Origin of the sequence: Xanthobacter sp. YC-JY1 (assembly GCF_021730305.1) — a bacterium.
Taxonomy (GTDB): Bacteria; Pseudomonadota; Alphaproteobacteria; order Rhizobiales; family Xanthobacteraceae; genus Xanthobacter; species Xanthobacter flavus.
The window spans coordinates 5,041,948-5,059,178 of sequence record NZ_CP032674.1; the positions used below are offsets into that span (position 1 = coordinate 5,041,948).

Sequence of the window (17,231 nt, forward strand, 5' to 3'; positions counted from 1 at the left end):
GGAATATCAGCCAAGCCCCATCTTCTTGAACGCCTGGCTGATCCAGGACGCCTTGTTCTCCTGCGGCTCGGCCCCACCGGACTGAACCAGCTTGTAGGCGTCCTTATACCACGAGCTGTCGGGGAAGTTATAGCCAAGCACGGCGGCCGCCGTCTGCGCCTCGCCGATGATGCCCATGGCCATGTAGCACTCGGTGAGGCGATAGAGGGCCTCCTCCACCTGCCGCGTGGTCTGGTACTGGGTCACGACCACCTTGAAGCGGTTGATGGCGCCCGTGTAGTTGCGCTGCTCCAGATAGTAACGGCCGATGGCCATTTCCTTGCCGGCGAGCTGATCGCGCGCGACTTCGATCTTCCGCTTCGCGGTGGCCGCGTATTCCGTATTGGGATACTTGCGCACCACGGCCTCGAGCGCGTCGAGCGCCTGCCGCGTCTTGCGCTGGTCGCGGGTGATGTCGGGAATGTTCTCGTAAAGCGCCGAAGCGACGAGATACTGGGCATAGGCCGCGTCAGCCGAGCCGGGATAAAGCGCGATGTAGCGCTTTCCGACGCCAATGGCCTCGTCGTACTTGCCCGCCTCGAAATACGAGTAGGTGGTCATGAGCAGCGCCTTGCGCGCCCATTCCGAATAGGGGTGGGCCCGGTCCACGTCCTCAAAGCGCTTGGCTGCCTTTTCCGGCTCCTGCCGGCGCAGCAGGGTGAGGCCCTCGTTGTAGATCTTCTCGGCCGGCTCGTCAGGGGGGATGGTGTCGTCCTTGTCGCTGGCACAGCCGGAGACGAGGAGACCCATGGCCAAGGCAAGCACCAGCATCCCGCCGCGCACGAGCGCAGACGCCAGCGCGGCACCTCGCAGAAGGGTGCGCATGGGCAGGACATCGTTCAAGAATCGCATCACGGTTCAGCTTCCGTCCCGCGCCTCAAGGCGCCGCTTGTAACCGAAGGATCGCGCCGGGTAAAACCGCTCGGCCGGCAGGCTGCCAGCCGGGCGCCTCCGCCCACTCCTCGACACGCTCCCCTGCTCGTTTCCCCCATTTCCGCCCGCCACAGGCATCGCCTGCACACGTCCGGAATGCCTCGGCCCCCGCGCCCACGGCCACGGCAGGAAAACAGCCCCTCCGCGCTATCGGTGCTTTCAGTCGGCAATGTGGCGGCGGGCGCTCCCACCCGCCTTCGGCGACAGGAGTGTGGCCGCCCCGCAACGCCGGCTCACGCAGCGCGAGGTGCGAGCGGCATCTAAATCGAGACGAGGTTAAGACTTCGCAAGCGCGCGGCTGCCAGAGCCCGCGACGCAGGCGGCCAAAACAGAAGCGGCGCCCGAGGGGGCGCCGCAGCTTCAGGATGCGAGGAAGATCAGATTTCCGGGGCGAACACCGGCACCGGGCTGGACACGCCGATCTCGGCACCCACGGTGTCGCGGACGGGCCGGACCGGAGCCTCGACGATGGCATAGTTGGAGCGGTCGGCGAGCAGGGCGTCCACCACCTGGAAGTTCAGCTTGTGGCCGCCGCGGAAGGAGCGGTAGCGCGCCATCAGGGGCATCCCGGCGAGGGCGAGGTCGCCCACCGCGTCGAGCGCCTTGTGGCGGACGAATTCGTCGGAGAAGCGCAGGCCATCGGGGTTCAGCACGCCGCTCTCGTCGAGGCAGACAGTGTTCTCAAGGGCGGCGCCGCGGGCGTAGCCGGCAGAGCGCAGGCGCTCCACATCCTTGAGGAAGCCGAAGGTGCGGGCCGAAGCCAACTCACGGCGGAACACGGCCGGAGACATGGTGGCGGCGAAGCGCTGGCGGCCGATGAGATCGTGGCCGAACTCGATCTCCACTTCGAGGCGGAAACCGGCTTCGTAGGGCAGAAGCTCGCCGAAGGACGCGCCGTTCTCGACGCGGACGGGCTTGAGCACCTTGAGGAACTTGCGGCGGCCGCGCACTTCGGTGACGCCGGCGGCGTCGATGGCGGCCACAAAATCGCCCGCGCTGCCGTCGAGGATCGGAACTTCGGGGCCGTCGATCTCGACCGTGGCATTGTCCACGCCGAGGCCGCTCAGGGCCGCGAGGACGTGCTCGACGGTGGAGACAAGGGCGCCGGAGCGATCGCCGAGAACGGTGGCGAGGTCGGTGGCCTGCACGGAACGGCGGCTGACGGTGGCCTTGCGGGGCGCCTGATCGGCGAAGGAGCGGATGAAGACGACACCAGTGTTCGCGGACGCGGGCTTCAGGGTGATGGTCGCTTCGACCCCGGCGTGAACGCCGACACCCTTGAGTGCGATTTCGCGAGCCAGAGTGGTCTGCATCTTTGGTGCGTCCCGTTTCGGGGAAGTTTCCGGCTAACGGGTGTGTCCCGCTTGCCGCACTCCTTCCCTCAAACCTTCACCTTGGGTCCCAACTTTCGCCCCGGTTGTACAAAGAAATTGTCAACACGGTCGGCGAGTCGGTCCCTCAGGATGGGTGCACCCTAGTCGTCACGGGGGGTGACGCCAAATCACGCTTGCTTACCCTCTGTTACGAACACCCTTTCTCAATTTCCCATTAACTATCAGATAGTTAGCGGCGAGTTTCAAGGTGCCGGAGAGGCCTCTGTTACAGCCTTCCGCGGGGGTGAAGCCACACGAATCGGGGGAGATGTGGCGCGAAAGCCACAGGGTTGCAGCGTGATCAAGCCAGCGCGTGGGCGTCTGATCGGCTGCCGCGGAATGGACGCGAAAACGGCGGGAGGGCGGCCGGCAGCCGGCACCGGAGAGACCAGCGCCGGCTAAGCCTTCATCGAACTTCAGTTCGCCTGGCGACGCAGGAAAGCCGGGATTTCCAGCTGGTCGTCGTCATGGTGCGGGCCGGGACGCGAGGGCACTTCGGCGGCCGGACGCATGGGCGGACGCTTGGCGAACTCGGACACCGGCGGCTCACCGCCACGCGAGGGCATGGTCGGGCGGGCATCGCGGGGCTCGCCACGGCCTTCACCGCGGGGATCGGGCCGCTGCTGCTCGGGACGACGCTCGGGGGCACGCATGCTGGGCTGTTCGCGGCGCGCGGGCTCGGGTTCGGGCTCCTCGCGGCGACCAACGTGCGCAAGACGCTGAAGAAGGGTCATGCGCTTCTTGTCCGGCTGGGCCTGCTCCACCGGCGGCTCGCCCCGCTGGGCGCGGATCTGGTTCTGCGCGGGCAGCGGCAGCTCGTCGACACGGGGCATGCGCGGGGAACGCGGACGCTGACCGGCCGGCGGGATGTAGGGGGCGAACTCGTCTTCCACCATCGGCGCGGGCTGGGGCGCGGGCTCCGGCTCGGCGAAATAAGTGGGCTTGGGCGGCGCGGTGCGGATGGTCACGTCGTCGATGGCGACGGCGCGGTCGGCCGGGGCCTGCTGGGGCTGAGCCGGCGGGGCATAGGACTGGGGCGCATAGGCCTGCGGGGCGTGGCCCTTCTGGGCGGCGTCTTCCATGGCGATCAGGTCTTCGGCCTGGATCGCGGCCACGGCGCTGCGGATCTGCGCCTCGCGGGTGGCCTCGACGGCAGCCCGGCCGGCGTTGGAGATCTTGCGACCGGCGAGCTCCGGGAAGCGGTCGGCGACCGGCTGGAGCTGCTCGGGGATCACCGCCGGGTCGATGCCGGTGGCCACCACCGAGACGCGGATGATGCCGTCCAGCATCTCGTCGAAGGTCGCGCCGAGGATGATGTTGGCGTCGGGATCCACTTCCTCGCGGATGCGGGTCGCCGCCTCGTCCACCTCGAACAGGGTCATGTCCTTGCCGCCGGTGATGGAGATCAGCAGCCCGCCGGCGCCGCGCATGGAGGTCTCGTCCAGCAGCGGGTTGGCGATGGCGGCCTCGGCGGCCTGGATGGCGCGCTTGTCGCCGGAGGCTTCGCCCGTGCCCATCATCGCCTTGCCCATGTCGCGCATCACGGCGCGCACGTCGGCGAAGTCGAGGTTGATGAGGCCTTCCTTCACCATCAGGTCGGTGATGCAGGCGACGCCCGAATAGAGCACCTGGTCGGCCATGGCGAAGGCGTCGGCGAAGGTGGTCTTCTCGTTCGCCACCCGGAACAGGTTCTGGTTCGGGATGACGATGAGGGTGTCGACGCTCTTCTGCAGCTCGCTGATGCCGTGCTCGGCGACGCGCATGCGGCGCTGGCCCTCGAAGTGGAAGGGCTTGGTCACCACGCCGACGGTCAGGATGCCGAGCTCGCGGGCGGCGCGGGCCACCACTGGGGCAGCGCCGGTGCCGGTACCACCGCCCATGCCGGCGGTGATGAAGACCATGTGCGAGCCGGACAGGTGGTCGCGGATTTCGTCGATGACTTCCTCGGCGGCGGCCCGGCCGACCTCCGGCTGGGAGCCGGCGCCGAGACCCTCGGTCACCGCCACACCCATCTGCACCACGCGCTCGGCCTTGGTGAGGGCGAGGGCCTGGGCATCGGTGTTCGCCACCACGAACTCCACGCCGTGGAGCCCGGAGGTGATCATGTTGTTAACGGCGTTGCCGCCGGCGCCGCCCACACCGAACACCGTGATCCGGGGACGAAGCTCACGAATGTCGGGCATCTGAAGGTTGATCGTCATGCTATTGCTCCGTCCCGATCGGCCCTGTCCGCCGCTCGCGAATCCTTGATGACCTCTTTGTTACGGCAGCTTTCGTTAACCATGTCTAAAAGCTGTCCTTCAGCCAGCGGCCGACGCGACCGAAATAGCCCGGTCCCTCACCCACTGCCGCCTGCCGCCGGCGCGGCTCGAAATGCTCGAGCCCTGCCACCTGCGGATAGACGAGAAGACCTGCCGTCACCGCGAAGGCCGCGCCGCGCGCAGCCTCGGGAAGACGGGAAACGCCAAGCGGGCGGCCGATTCTGACCTGCGGGCCGATGACCCGCGCCACCAGATCGGCAAGCCCCTGAAGTTGCGCCGCGCCGCCCGTGAGCACGATGCGCCGGCCGGCATCCCCGGCATGGCCGGAGGCCCTGAGGCGATCGCGCAACAGTTCGACGATTTCCTCCGCCCGCGGCTTCACGATGGTGACCAGCCGGGACTTCGGGACCATGTGCGGCTGGTCGCGCGAATCACCCGACAAGGGCGGCACGGTCAGCATGTCGTGGTCGTCGGAGGAGACCGCCACCACGGCACCGTGCAGCGCCTTCAGGCGCTCGGCATCGGCAAGGCGCGCGGGCATGCCACGGGCCACGTCGTTGGTGATGTGCTGGCCGCCCAGCGCCACGCCGTCCACATAGACGCAGTGGCCGCCGGCGACGATGGAGAAGGTGGTGGTGCCGGCGCCCATGTCGATGAGGGTGACGCCCAGCTCCATCTCGTCGTCGGTGAGCGAGGAGAGCGCCGCCGCATAGGGCGCCGCCACCATGGCCTCGATGGAGAGATGGCAGCGCTCGACGCACAGCACGAGATTCTTCAGGGCGGTGAGGTCGGCGGTGATGACATGCATGTCGGCGCCGAGCTCGCGGCCGAGCATCCCGCACGGCTCGCCGATGCCGCGCCGGCCGTCCAGCGAATAGCCCACCGGCAGCGCGTGCATCACGGCGCGGCCGTCGCCCACCGCATAGGTGGAGGCAGCTTCCAGCACGCGGCGGATGTCGAATTCCTCCACCGCCGGGGCGGAGAGGCGCACCGCGGCCTCGTAGTGCTGGGAGGCGAGCCGGCCGCCGGAAACGCCGACCACCACCGAGGCGATCTGCACCCCCGAGGCGCGCTCGGCCATGTCCACCGCCTGGCGGATGGCGAGTTCCGCCTTCGCCATGTCCACCACCGCGCCGCCCTTGATGCCGTGGGCACGGGTGTGGCCGATGCCGAGGACGTCGATGGCGTGGGTGCGGCGCGTCAGCACGTCGGATGCGCCGCGCGGCTTCAGCCGGGCGATGGCGCAGACCACCTTGCTGGTGCCGATGTCGAGCACCCCGACGATGCCGCCCTTCTTCGGCGGCAGCGGGCGCATCTTCGGCGCGAAGCCCTGAGCGAGCCGTCCCCTCATGCGGGGCCTCCCTTCTTTGCCTTGGCGCGGGCCTTGAGCATTTCGGCGCGGGCGGCGGCGGCAGCGTCGGACTGGCGCACCACCACGCGATCCGGCAGGCGCAGGTCGACGATGGTGATGTCGCGGCTGAGCAGTTTCTTCTCGCGGTCGAGGTCCATGAGGGCGACGAGGGCGCCCTCCAGATTCTCTTCCGGCAGACGCACGTCGATGCCGTTGCGGGTCTTCAGCGTCCAGCGCCGCTCCGCGACGAAGATGGCGGCGCGGACCTGTTCCTTGAGCGCCGGCAAGCGGGCGAGCGCGTCAACGATCTCGCCGACATGGTTCTGCGCGCCTTCGCCCACCACGATGGGCAGTTGCACGTAACGCGGATCATCCGAATAGGGCGCGATGGGGATGCCGTCGCGGGCGATCACCTTGATCTCGCCATTGACCTGCCAGAGCGCATAGGCCTGGCGCTCGGTGATCGCGATCTCGATCCGGTCGGGATAGAACTTGCGCACGCTGGCGCTGGCGATCCACGGCATCGCCTCCAGGCGCGCGCGCATCTCGTCCGCGTTCAGGAAGAGGATGGAGGTGGAGGACTTGATGCCCGCCGTCTCCAGGATCTGCGCCGGCGTGACGTGATTGTGCCCGGCGATGTTGACTTCCTTCACCTTGAAGCCGGCGAGGTTGCCGGCGGCGTCCGCCACGTCGATGACAATGCCCTTCGCCTCTTCCACATGGCCGCCGAGCACCGTGCCGTAGGCAGAGAAGCCGCCGATCACCGCGATGGCGAGGAGGCTCGCGCTGCGCCGGCCGAGGCGCGAGGTGGACATGCGCACCGACAGGCGGCGCAGGAAAAGCGCGAGCCGGCTGGCGGGCCGGGTGTCGATGGCGAGGCGCTTGTGCCGCCCGGGGGGCGGCGCAGGGGCGCGGGGCGCATCGGGCTTTGCGCCATAGCCTGCACCGGGGCGCTGCGGGGGTCGCCTTCCCGCGCCGGGGCGGGGTCCTAGCGATCCAGCGACGCGTCCTCCACCATCCATGTCACAAGCTCGCCGAATGAGATGCCCGCGTGAGCGGCCAGTTCTGGCACCAGAGACGTCCGCGTCATGCCGGGCTGGGTGTTGACCTCGAGACAGACGAGGCCAGAGGCATCGCCCTTCGACGGGTCGAAGCGAAAATCGCTCCGCGACACCCCCCGGCACCCGAGAGCTCGATGCGCCGTGAGGCTTAACATCTGCACCCGTTGGTAAATTTCAGGTAAAATGCGGGCCGGAAGGATGTGGCGCGAGCCACCCGGTGCATACTTGCTTTCGTAATCGTAAAACGCCTGCGTCGATTCGATTTCAATGACATCGAAGACCTTGTCGCCCATCACGGCGCAGGTCAGCTCGAGCCCGGCAATGAATTCCTCCACAAGAAGATTTTCGCCGAGGGTCCAGTCCTCGCGCGTCAATTCCTGCGGCGGATGCTCCTGGTCCTCGCGCACGATGAAGACGCCGACGCTCGAGCCGCCGGTATTGGGCTTCAGCACGTAGGGCCGTTCCATGGCATGGGCCTTGGCGGCCGCGGCCCGGTTGACCAGCCCGCCCTTCGCCACCGGCACGCCGGCGGCGGCGAGCATGATGCGCGCCTGCGCCTTGTCCATGGCCAGCGCCGAGGCCAGCACGCCGGAATGGCTGTAGGGGATGCGCAGGATTTCGAGGATGCCCTGGATGGTGCCGTCCTCGCCCGGCGCCCCGTGCAGCACGTTGAACACCACGTCCGGCTTGAGCCGCGCCAGCACCTCGGCGACATCGCGGCCCACGTCGACCGGCGTCACCCGGTAGCCGGCACCTTCCAGGGCGGCGGCGCAGGCGGCGCCCGAATTGAGCGATACCTCCCGCTCGGAGGACCATCCGCCCATCAGCACCGCCACGTGTTTGGCCATCGACGTCATTCCCGTTCCGAATCCGGCGCGCGCCGGCGCCTGCTCTGAAGAGAGCAGCTTTGCGCCAGCACCATGGCGCGGTCCGGTTTTAGGTTTTGCTAATGGCTCAGGCCGGCGGGAGCGGAAGACCGATCCGCTTGATCTCCCACTCCAGCGTCACGCCGGAGGTCTCCTTCACCCGCCGGCGCACCTCCTCGCCCAGCCCCTCGATCTCCGCCGCCGTAGCGCCGCCGAGATTGATGAGGAAGTTGGTGTGCAGCTCCGACACCTGCGCGCGACCGATGGTGAGGCCCCGGCAGCCGGCGGCGTCCACCAGCTTCCAGGCGCTGGTGCCTGGCGGGTTCTTGAAGGTGGAGCCGCCGGTGCGGCTCTTGATGGGCTGGGTCGCCTCCCGGCTCTCGGTGATCTTGGCCATCTCGGCGGCGATCTCCGCCGGATCACCGCGGCGGCCCTCGAAGACGGCGCGGGTGAAGATCACGTCATCCGGCACGCCGCAATGGCGGTAGGTGAAGCCCATGTCGGCATTGGTAAAGCGCACCTTCGCGCCGGCGCGGGTGACGCCCTCCGCCTCCACCAGCACGTCCTTGGTCTCGCCGCCATAGGCACCGCCATTCATGCGCAGCGCGCCGCCGATGGCGCCGGGAATGCCACGCAGGAAGGAGAAGCCGGCCAGCCCCGCATCCGCCGCCGCGCGAGCGACCTTCACGTCCGGCACGCCGGTGCCGGCCACGATGCGCGTGCCCTCGACGTTCACGTCGGTGAAGCCGCGGCCGAGACGGATCACCACGCCGGGCACGCCCCCATCGCGCACGATGAGGTTGGAGCCGAGGCCGATCACCGTCACCGGAAGATCGGCCGGGATATGGGCCAGGAGATAGGCGAGGTCGTCGGCATCGGCCGGCAGGAACAGGAGCTGGGCCGGGCCGCCGACGCGGAACCAGGTGAAATCGGCGAGCGGCGCATTGGCGTTAAGCGTGCCACGCAGCTCCGGCAGGAGCGGCCGCAGGGCGGGCAGAAGATCAGGGAATGCGGCGGGGGCCGCCCCGCTGGTCTCGGCCATGCTCATGGTGTCACCGGTCCTTCGGGCGTGCCTCTCCCACACATGCGGCGACAGGGCAAGCCGGGCGATTTCCCCACCGGCCACGGCCGTGGCATCATGCGGCTCCGTTCGCCTGGAGCTGCCCCACCATGAGCGAAGACGCGCTCCCCCCCGACACCAAGCTCACCACCACCAAGCAACGCTGGGCCGAGGAAGGCCGCTTCCTCACCGGCCGCATCGCCCGCCCGGATGCCGAGCGCCTGCCGCCCGGCCAGCATCTGGTGCGCGACTGGCCGGTGCTCGACCTCGGCCTCCAGCCGGTGGTGACGCGCGAATCCTTCCGCCTCGACGTCACGGGCGCGGTGGAGAACGCCCTCTCGCTCGACTGGGCCGCCTTCTCGGCGCTGCCCCAAAGCCGCAGCCTCAGCGACATCCACTGCGTCACCACCTGGTCGCGCTACGACAATACGTGGGAAGGCGTACTGACCCGCGACCTGCTGGAGGTCGCGCGCCCCGCGCCCCATGCGGCGGCGGTGATGCTGCACAGCTATGACGGCTACACCACCAACCTGCTGCTGGCGGACTTCGCCTCCGAGGACGCGCTCATCGCCCACAGCTGGGAAGGCCGGCCGCTGACGCAGGAACACGGCGCCCCGGCGCGCCTCGTGGTGCCGCATCTCTATTTCTGGAAAAGCGCCAAGTGGATCAAGGCGATCGAGTTCATCGCCCGCGACAAGGCCGGCTTCTGGGAAGAGCGCGGCTATCACATGCGCGGCGACCCGTGGGGCGAGCAGCGCTATTCGGACGACTAGGCCCCGTGCTTAGGCCGCCCGGCGGCGGGTGACCTCGGAGCGGGCGAAGAGTTCTGCCACCCAATCCACGAACACGCGCAGCCGGCTGGTGAGATGCCGGCTGGGCGGATAGACCACGTGGATCGGCATCTCGCCGGCCTCCCACTCGGTGAGGATCGGCACCAGCGTGCCCGACGCAAGGTGCTCTTCCACCTGGAAAACCGGTGACATGATCGCCCCGAGCCCGGCCAGCGCCGCGGCGATGTAGGCATTGCCGTCATTGGTGGCAACGCTGTAGCGCCCGGACAACTCCACCACCTCGTCGCCACGGGTAAAGTCGAAGGGGTGATACCGGCCGCTCTGGGCGCTGAAATAGCGGATGAGCTTGTGCGTCTCCTCGAAATCGAGGGGATGCTGCGGGGCGCCGTACCGCGCGATGTAGCCGGGCGAGGCTACCGTGATGAAGCGCAGCACGCCGATGCGCCGGGCCACGAGGTTCGGATCCTGGATCTCGCCGACGCGGATCACGCAGTCGACATTCTCGCTCAGCAGATCCACAGGCCGGTCGGTGCAGCCCACGTCGAGCGTGATGTCGGGATAGCGGTCGATGAAGTCCGGCAGCGCCGGCATCAGCAGCCGGGTGGCAAGGGAAGGCGAGATGTCGATGCGCAGCTTGCCGCGCGGCACCGCCTGCGCCGAGGAGAGCGAGCCGTCGAGTTCGTCGATGTCGTGGAGAATGGCGAGCGCCCGCTCGTAATAGGCCGCCCCGTCGGGCGTCACCGTCACCCGCCGCGTGGTGCGGTTGAGGAGGCGGGTCTGCAGGTGCGCCTCCAGCGTCTGGACGTGCTTGGTCAGCGTCGCCTTGGGCATCCGCAGGAGGTCGGCGGAGCGGGTGAAGCTGCCGGTTTCCACCACGCGGGTGAAGGCGCGCATTGCAGCAAGCTGGTCCATCCTCGGCCCTCAAATGCACCATTGTTCCTATATGTGAACAATGAACTCATGAACTCGCGGTTTATCCCCTTCTAGATCGCCAATATGGTTTCTGCATCGCACAAGGGCGTGAGAGCCGCAGACCGGCTCATGCGCACGCAAGGACGAGACAGATGACCCCGATCAGCCAGACCATCACCCTCGAGACCGGGACCGGCGCGCTGCCGGCACGGCTCTATGGGTCGCGTCCGGCGAAGGGGTTCGCGCCGCTCGTCTTCCACCTTCATGGCGGCGCGTTCACCAGCGGCAATCTGGAATATGGGGCCTATATCTCCGGCATTCTCGCGGCGGCCGGGGCGGTGGTGGTCTCGGCGGATTATCCGCTTGCCTGCGAGCACCCGTTCCCCTTCGCCCTGACCGCGCTGTTTGCCGCCGTCACCGACGTCTACCGCCGCCGGGCCGCCCTCGCCGGGCGCGGCGCACCGCTCTATCTCGCGGGGGAGGAATCGGGTGGCAACCTCGCCGCCGGCCTCGCCATGATGGCGCGTGACCAGCGCTCCCCTCCCATCGCCGGGCAGATTCTCGTCTCGCCCATGCTTGATCCCAGCCTCGCCACCGCCTCCATCCGCCGCGCCGATGCCGGCAGCTGCGGCTGCAAGTGGGCGGACGGCTGGCAGACCTATCTCGGCTCGCCCGAGAAGGCGGCCCACCCCTATGCCGCGCCCCTCGCCTCCTCCCGCCTCGGCGCGCTACCGCCGGCTCTGGTGGTGAGCGCCGAGGACTGCCCCATGTGCGACGAGAGCCGGCGCTACGCCGACGCGCTCGCCTCGGCCGGGGTACCCACCTGCGTGCACATCCTGCCGGGGCCGACCGAGTGGCCCGACAGCATCTCGTGTCCGGCCCCGAAACCGGCCGCCTGGAGCAGCGCGATGCGCGACCTGTTCCGCGATTTCTTCGTTTCCACGCGTCCCGCTTCACGGTCCGGTCGGCTCAAGGCCGATCCGGCCGTCCTCTGACAGACCGACCGCCAAGGACTGCCCCCATGACCGCCCCGAATTCCGCCCCGAACGACACGCCCCCCACCCTCGGAACCACCAAGCCCGCCGCGAGGAAGCCGCGCCTGCGGGAGGCCCTGCTGCTGGGCACCGCTGCGCTCCTCGCGGTGTTCGGCGTGCTCTATGGCCTGCCCAAGGAAGGCGGCGCCCATGCCGACAAGCCCGCCGCGGCGGCGGCCCCGCCGGCCGTGCCGGTCTCGGTCGCCACCGTCGAGCAGCGCGAGGCGCGCCTGTTCGACACCTTCTCCGGTCGTCTGGAGGCGGTGGAGCGGGTGGAAGTGCGCTCCCGCGTCGCCGGCGCCATCAAGGCCGTGCACTTCCGCGAGGGTGCGCTGGTGCGGGAGGGCGAACTCCTCGTCTCCATCGATCCCGAGCCCTATGAGGCCGACGTGGCCGAGGCCGAGGCGCAAGTCGCCTCCGTCCAGGCCCGCCTCGACCTCGCCCGCAACGAGCTGGAGCGCGGCGAGAAGCTGTTCACCACCAAGACGCTCTCCCAGAGCACCCTGGACGAACGCCTCAATGGCCAGCGGGCCGCCGAGGCCGGGCTCAGGGCCGCGCAGGCGAAGCTCGCCGCGGCGAAGCTCAACCTCTCCTACACCAAGGTCCGCGCCCCCGTGTCGGGCCGGGTTGGCAAGTCGGAGATCACGGTGGGCAATCTCGTGGCCGCCGGCCCCGGCGCGCCGGTGCTCACCACCCTCGTCTCGGTGGACCCCATCTACGCCAGCTTCAGCGCCGACGAGGCGACCGTCGCCCGTGCCCTCGCCGGGCTCGGCGGCGGCGGGGACGTGGCCGACCGGCTCGACCAGATCCCGGTGCTGATGACCCTCGCCTCCGGCGTGCCGCCGGTGGAAGGCGTCATGCAGCTGGTGGACAACCAGGTCGATCCGCGCACCGGCACGGTGCGCGTCCGCGCCCGCTTCTCCAATCCGGACGGGCGGCTCCTGCCGGGCCAGTTCGTGCGGCTGGAAATGGGCCAGCCCAAGGCCGCGCCTGCCGTGCTCGTGAGCGAGCGGGCCGTGGGCACGGACCAGGACAAGAAGTTCGTCTTCGTGGTCGATGCCTCCAACAAGGCCGTATGGCGCGAAGTGACCCTCGGCGCCCCCGTGGACGGCCTGCGCGTCGTCACCAACGGTCTTGCGGCCGGCGAGCGCGTGGTCGTCAACGGCCTGCACCGGGTGCGCCCCGGCGCGGCGGTGACGCCAGAACCCGTCGCCATGCGCGTGAGCGAAGCGGCGGCGACCCGCACGAACTGACGTACCGCCTTCCCGGCCAAGACCGGGAGGGCCTCCAGCGAATTCGCCTCGCCCCCTCCCCGCACGGAGGGGGTCGGGAGAGGGCTGCGCCGGGCGTAATCGCCCCCCTCGTCCGGCGCAGCCCCTCACCCCCCATTGCCGGACCGATCCCGCGCACAGACCGCTGCGGGGACGGCCGGTTGCGTCCCGCGTTCCGCCCCTTTCATCCAGCCGCCCCGAGGCGGGAGGGTTCCATGAACCTGTCCAGATTCTTCATCGACCGCCCGATCTTCGCCGGCGTGCTCTCCGTTCTCATCTTCCTCGCCGGCCTCATCGCCATGCGGGCCATGCCCATCTCCGAATATCCAGAGGTGGTGCCGCCGCAGGTGGTGGTGCGCGCCACCTATCCCGGCGCCAACCCCAAGGTGATCGCCGAAACGGTCTCGACCCCGCTGGAGGAATCCATCAACGGCGTGGAGGGCATGCTCTACATGTCGAGCCAGGCCACCACCGACGGCATCATGACGCTGACCGTCACCTTCAAGCTGGGCACCGACCCGGACAAGGCGCAGCAGCTCGTCCAGAACCGCATCTCACAGGCCGAGCCCCGCCTGCCGGAAGAGGTGCGGCGCCTCGGCGTGACCACGGTGAAGTCCTCGCCGGACCTCACCATGGTCGTCCACCTCATCTCCCCCAACAACCGCTACGACACCACCTATCTGCGCAACTACGCGGTGCTGAACGTGAAGGACCGCCTCGCCCGCATCGACGGCGTGGGGCAGGTGCAGTTGTTCGGCGCCGGCGACTATTCCATGCGCATCTGGCTCGACCCGCAGAAGGTCGCCGAGCACGGCCTTTCCGCCGCCGACGTGGTGCGCGAAATCCGCGCCCAGAACGTTCAGGCGGCGGCCGGCGTGGTCGGCGCATCGCCCGGGGCGCCGGGTCTCGATCTCCAGCTCTCCATCAACGCGCAGGGCCGCCTCGCCAACGAGGAGGAGTTCGCCAACATCGTGGTGAAGAGCGGCACCAACGGCGAGATCGTGCTGCTGAAGGACGTGGCGCGCATCGAGCTGGGCGCGTCCGAATATGCCCTGCGCTCGCTCCTCAACAACACCCAGGCGGTGGCGGTGCCGATCTTCCAGGCGCCCGGCTCAAACGCCATCCGCATCGCCGACGACGTCCGGCTCGTGATGGAAGAGATCAAGGCGAACATGCCGGAGGGCGTGGACTATTCCATCGTCTACGACACCACCCAGTTCGTGCGCGCCTCCATCGACGCCGTGGTCCACACGCTGCTCGAAGCGGTCGCGCTGGTGGTGCTGGTGGTGATCGTGTTTCTCCAGACCTGGCGGGCCTCCATCATCCCGCTGCTCGCGGTGCCCGTCTCCATCGTCGGCACGTTCGCGGTGATGTACGTGTTCGGCTTCTCCATCAATGCGTTGACGCTGTTCGGCCTGGTGCTCGCCATCGGCATCGTGGTGGATGACGCCATCGTCGTGGTGGAGAATGTGGAGCGCAACATCGAGGGCGGCCTCTCCCCGCGCGAGGCCACCTACAAGGCCATGCGCGAGGTGTCCGGCCCCATCATCGCCATCGCCCTCGTGCTCATCGCGGTGTTCGTGCCGCTCGCCTTCATTACCGGCCTCACCGGGCAGTTCTACAAGCAGTTCGCCCTCACCATCGCCATCTCCACGGTGATCTCGGCCGTCAACTCGCTGACCCTCTCGCCCGCTCTGTCGGCGCTGCTGCTGAAGGGTCACGACGCGCCGAAGGACTGGCTCACCCGCACCATGGACCGGCTGTTCGGCTGGTTCTTCCGCGGCTTCAACAAGGCCTTCGTGCGCGGCTCCGGCGCCTATGGCGGCATCGTGCGCCGTGTCATCGGGCAGAAGGTGCTGATGCTCGGCCTCTACATCGTGCTCGTGGCGCTGACCGGCGTGCTGTTCAAGGCGGTGCCCCCCGGCTTCGTGCCCGGGCAGGACAAGCAGTATCTCGTCGGCTTCGCCCAGCTGCCGGACGGCGCCACCCTCGACCGCACCGAGGAAGTGATCCGCAAGATGAGCGACATCGCCCTGAAGGAGCCGGGCGTGAAGTCGGCCATCGCCTTTCCGGGCCTTTCCATCAACGGCTTCACCAACTCGTCCAACTCCGGCATCGTCTTCGTCGGCCTCGACGAATTCGAGGCGCGCCGCGACCCGTCGCTGAACGGCAACGCCATTGCCATGAAGCTCAACGGCAAGTTCGCCGGTATCCCGGATGCGATGATCGCCATGTTCCCGCCCCCGCCGGTGCAGGGGCTCGGCACCATCGGCGGCTTCAAGTTCCAGATCGAGGATCGCGCCGGCCTCGGCTATGCCGCCCTCGACGAGGCCACCAAGGCCTTCCTCGGCGCGGCGCGGCAGGCACCGGAACTGGCCGGCCTGTTCTCCTCCTATCAGGTAAACGTGCCGCAGCTCTTCGCCGACATCGACCGGGTGAAGGCGCGCCAGCTGAATGTGGCCGTCACCGACGTGTTCGAGACCATGCAGATCTATCTCGGCTCGTCCTACGTGAACGACTTCAACAAGTTCGGCCGCACTTACACCGTGCGGGTCCAGGCCGACGCCCCCTTCCGCGCCCGCGCCGAGGACGTGGGGACGCTGAAGGTGCGCTCGGCCACCGGCGAGATGATCCCGCTCTCGGCGCTGCTCAAGGTGCGCTCGTCGGCGGGGCCCGAGCGGGCCATGCGCTACAACGGCTTCCTCTCCGCCGACGTGAACGGCGGCGCCGCCCCCGGCTTCTCTTCGGGCGAGGCGCAGCAGGCGGTGGAGCGCATCGCGAAGGAAACCCTGCCCAAGGGCTTCTCCTTCGAATGGACCGAGCTGACCTATCAGGACATCCTGGCCGGCAATTCGGCGGTGTTCGTGTTCCCGCTCGCCATCTTCCTCGTCTTCCTGGTGCTGGCGGCGCAATACGAAAGCCTGATGCTGCCGCTCGCCATCATCATGATCGTGCCGACCGGCCTCTTCGCCGCCATGACCGGCGTGTGGCTCGCGGGCGGGGACAACAACGTCTTCACCCAGATCGGCCTCGTGGTGCTGGTGGGGCTCTCGGCGAAGAATGCGATCCTGATCGTGGAATTCGCCCGCGAGCTGGAATTCGAGGGCCGCACGCCGGTCCAGGCGGCCATCGAGGCGAGCCGGCTCCGGCTTCGCCCGATCCTGATGACCTCCCTCGCCTTCATCATGGGCGTGGTGCCCCTCGTCACCTCCATCGGTGCGGGTGCGGAGATGCGGCAGGCCATGGGTACGGCGGTGTTCGCCGGCATGATCGGCGTGACGGTGTTCGGCATCTTCCTGACGCCGGTCTTCTACGTGATGCTGCGGGGGCTGGCGGGCAACCGGCCGCTCACCCAGCACGGGCACGGCCTGGCAGGGAGCACGCCGGCCGCGCACGCCCCCCACGCGCTCCAGCCGGGGGAGTAGGAGGCGGCCAACCCGCCATTCCGGGCCCAGACCAGCCTCCAGACCGCTCACCCGCCTGCACAGCTCCGGCATCGCAAGATGCCGGAGCTTTTTTACTGCGCTGAACACTTAGGAGATCGCTGGAAGCGCGATTCACATATTCATCTAATCAGAGAAATTTCATTCATTCTTATTGTAAAATGTAGATAAAATAAAATGTTTGTAGACAAACGATATAAGTATAAATCGCATCCGTTTTCCGCAATGTGGAGATAAATTCCGCGCTCATGTGCACGAATGCAAAGCGACCTTCGCACAGATGACGATGACAATTTTGTTATTGCAGCGCACACGCCGTCGTGATTTGCGATAATTTTCCGAATACATAAGTTCGCAACGAGACGAAGCCGAGCACACACGGCTCGTCGCCACCTCGTGTACTGGTGGATGTATAGGAAAGAAGACAATGAAGACCCTGAACACTGCGAATATTATTGCGGCGGCGTTGATTGCCACGGGACTTTCCGCCTCCGCAACTTCCGCATTCGCCGACGAATACGTGACCGCGCTGAACAACGAAGCGCACGCCGTCGCCGCCGCCGCATATAGCGATGAGGCCCGCCTGCCGATCAATGCTGCGCCTGTGAGCCTCGAGCGTCAGGCCGCCGGCTCCCGCATCCAGGAGCAGCGCGCTCAGCAGTTCCGCGACAACGCGGAAGCGACCGCTTCCGGCCCGTTCTCGGATACCGACCCGCATTCCGGCGCCGCCCACGGCGGCTGAGGAGGGGACTGAGCCGGGTCTCGCCCATCTGGGCAGAGCACCGCATTCATCAAAATTGAAGACCGCTCCGCGACGTGACCCGCGGACGAAGCCC

13 protein-coding genes are annotated in these 17,231 nt (G+C 68.1%); 5 read left to right on the forward strand and 8 right to left on the reverse strand.

All coding sequences use genetic code 11. The annotated features are described in order from the left end of the window. Positions 1 to 6: 6 nt before the first annotated feature. The 7 genes from D7006_RS23685 to murB all read right to left on the reverse strand — a co-directional run bounded on the left by D7006_RS23685 (position 7) and on the right by murB (position 8,932). The gene (locus D7006_RS23685) at positions 7 to 864 is read right to left on the reverse strand and encodes an outer membrane protein assembly factor BamD (protein WP_237354789.1); all 858 of its coding nucleotides are present in this window, start codon (positions 862 to 864) and stop codon (positions 7 to 9) included. A gap of 485 nt (positions 865 to 1,349) precedes the next feature. Beyond that, complete coding sequence (gene lpxC, locus D7006_RS23690) at positions 1,350 to 2,285, reverse strand: UDP-3-O-acyl-N-acetylglucosamine deacetylase (protein ID WP_237354790.1); 936 nt, start codon at positions 2,283 to 2,285, stop codon at positions 1,350 to 1,352. A 476-nt stretch (positions 2,286 to 2,761) separates the two neighbouring features. Then, the gene (ftsZ, locus tag D7006_RS23695) at positions 2,762 to 4,546 is read right to left on the reverse strand and encodes a cell division protein FtsZ (RefSeq protein WP_237354791.1); all 1,785 of its coding nucleotides are present in this window, start codon (positions 4,544 to 4,546) and stop codon (positions 2,762 to 2,764) included. A gap of 85 nt (positions 4,547 to 4,631) precedes the next feature. After that, complete coding sequence (ftsA, locus tag D7006_RS23700; protein WP_210257633.1) at positions 4,632 to 5,957, reverse strand: cell division protein FtsA; 1,326 nt, start codon at positions 5,955 to 5,957, stop codon at positions 4,632 to 4,634. Beyond that, positions 5,954 to 6,772, reverse strand: a complete 819-nt coding sequence (locus D7006_RS23705; protein ID WP_210257634.1) for a cell division protein FtsQ/DivIB — start codon at positions 6,770 to 6,772, stop codon at positions 5,954 to 5,956. The genes ftsA and D7006_RS23705 overlap by 4 nt, the downstream gene beginning before the upstream one ends. Before the next feature lie 173 nt (positions 6,773 to 6,945). Continuing rightward, positions 6,946 to 7,866 (reverse strand): D-alanine--D-alanine ligase, encoded by a 921-nt coding sequence (locus D7006_RS23710; RefSeq protein WP_237356989.1) that lies wholly within the window; start codon positions 7,864 to 7,866, stop codon positions 6,946 to 6,948. A gap of 106 nt (positions 7,867 to 7,972) precedes the next feature. After that, entirely contained in the window at positions 7,973 to 8,932 is a 960-nt protein-coding gene (murB, locus tag D7006_RS23715; protein ID WP_237354792.1) for a UDP-N-acetylmuramate dehydrogenase, read from the reverse strand. A gap of 122 nt (positions 8,933 to 9,054) precedes the next feature. On the opposite strand from murB, the gene D7006_RS23720 reads away from it, so the two are divergent. Further along, on the forward strand, positions 9,055 to 9,717 hold the full coding sequence (locus D7006_RS23720) for a sulfite oxidase-like oxidoreductase (RefSeq protein ID WP_229645181.1): 663 nt from the start codon (positions 9,055 to 9,057) through the stop codon (positions 9,715 to 9,717). A 9-nt stretch (positions 9,718 to 9,726) separates the two neighbouring features. Here the strand turns inward: D7006_RS23720 and D7006_RS23725 are convergent, their stop codons facing one another. Continuing rightward, positions 9,727 to 10,647 (reverse strand): LysR family transcriptional regulator, encoded by a 921-nt coding sequence (locus tag D7006_RS23725; protein ID WP_229645180.1) that lies wholly within the window; start codon positions 10,645 to 10,647, stop codon positions 9,727 to 9,729. A gap of 152 nt (positions 10,648 to 10,799) precedes the next feature. On the opposite strand from D7006_RS23725, the gene D7006_RS23730 reads away from it, so the two are divergent. The 4 genes from D7006_RS23730 (at position 10,800) to D7006_RS23745 (ending at position 17,137) form a co-directional block, all read left to right on the forward strand. Continuing rightward, the gene (locus tag D7006_RS23730) at positions 10,800 to 11,642 is read left to right on the forward strand and encodes an alpha/beta hydrolase fold domain-containing protein (RefSeq protein ID WP_237354793.1); all 843 of its coding nucleotides are present in this window, start codon (positions 10,800 to 10,802) and stop codon (positions 11,640 to 11,642) included. Positions 11,643 to 11,668: 26 nt separating this feature from the next. Continuing rightward, positions 11,669 to 12,934: an efflux RND transporter periplasmic adaptor subunit gene (locus D7006_RS23735; RefSeq protein ID WP_237354794.1), complete on the forward strand. Its 1,266-nt coding sequence runs from the start codon at positions 11,669 to 11,671 to the stop codon at positions 12,932 to 12,934. A gap of 233 nt (positions 12,935 to 13,167) precedes the next feature. Continuing rightward, positions 13,168 to 16,377: an efflux RND transporter permease subunit gene (locus tag D7006_RS23740; RefSeq protein ID WP_237354795.1), complete on the forward strand. Its 3,210-nt coding sequence runs from the start codon at positions 13,168 to 13,170 to the stop codon at positions 16,375 to 16,377. A 445-nt stretch (positions 16,378 to 16,822) separates the two neighbouring features. Continuing rightward, positions 16,823 to 17,137, forward strand: coding sequence for a hypothetical protein (locus D7006_RS23745; protein WP_237354796.1), 315 nt, complete (start codon positions 16,823 to 16,825; stop codon positions 17,135 to 17,137). Positions 17,138 to 17,231 lie beyond the last annotated feature (94 nt).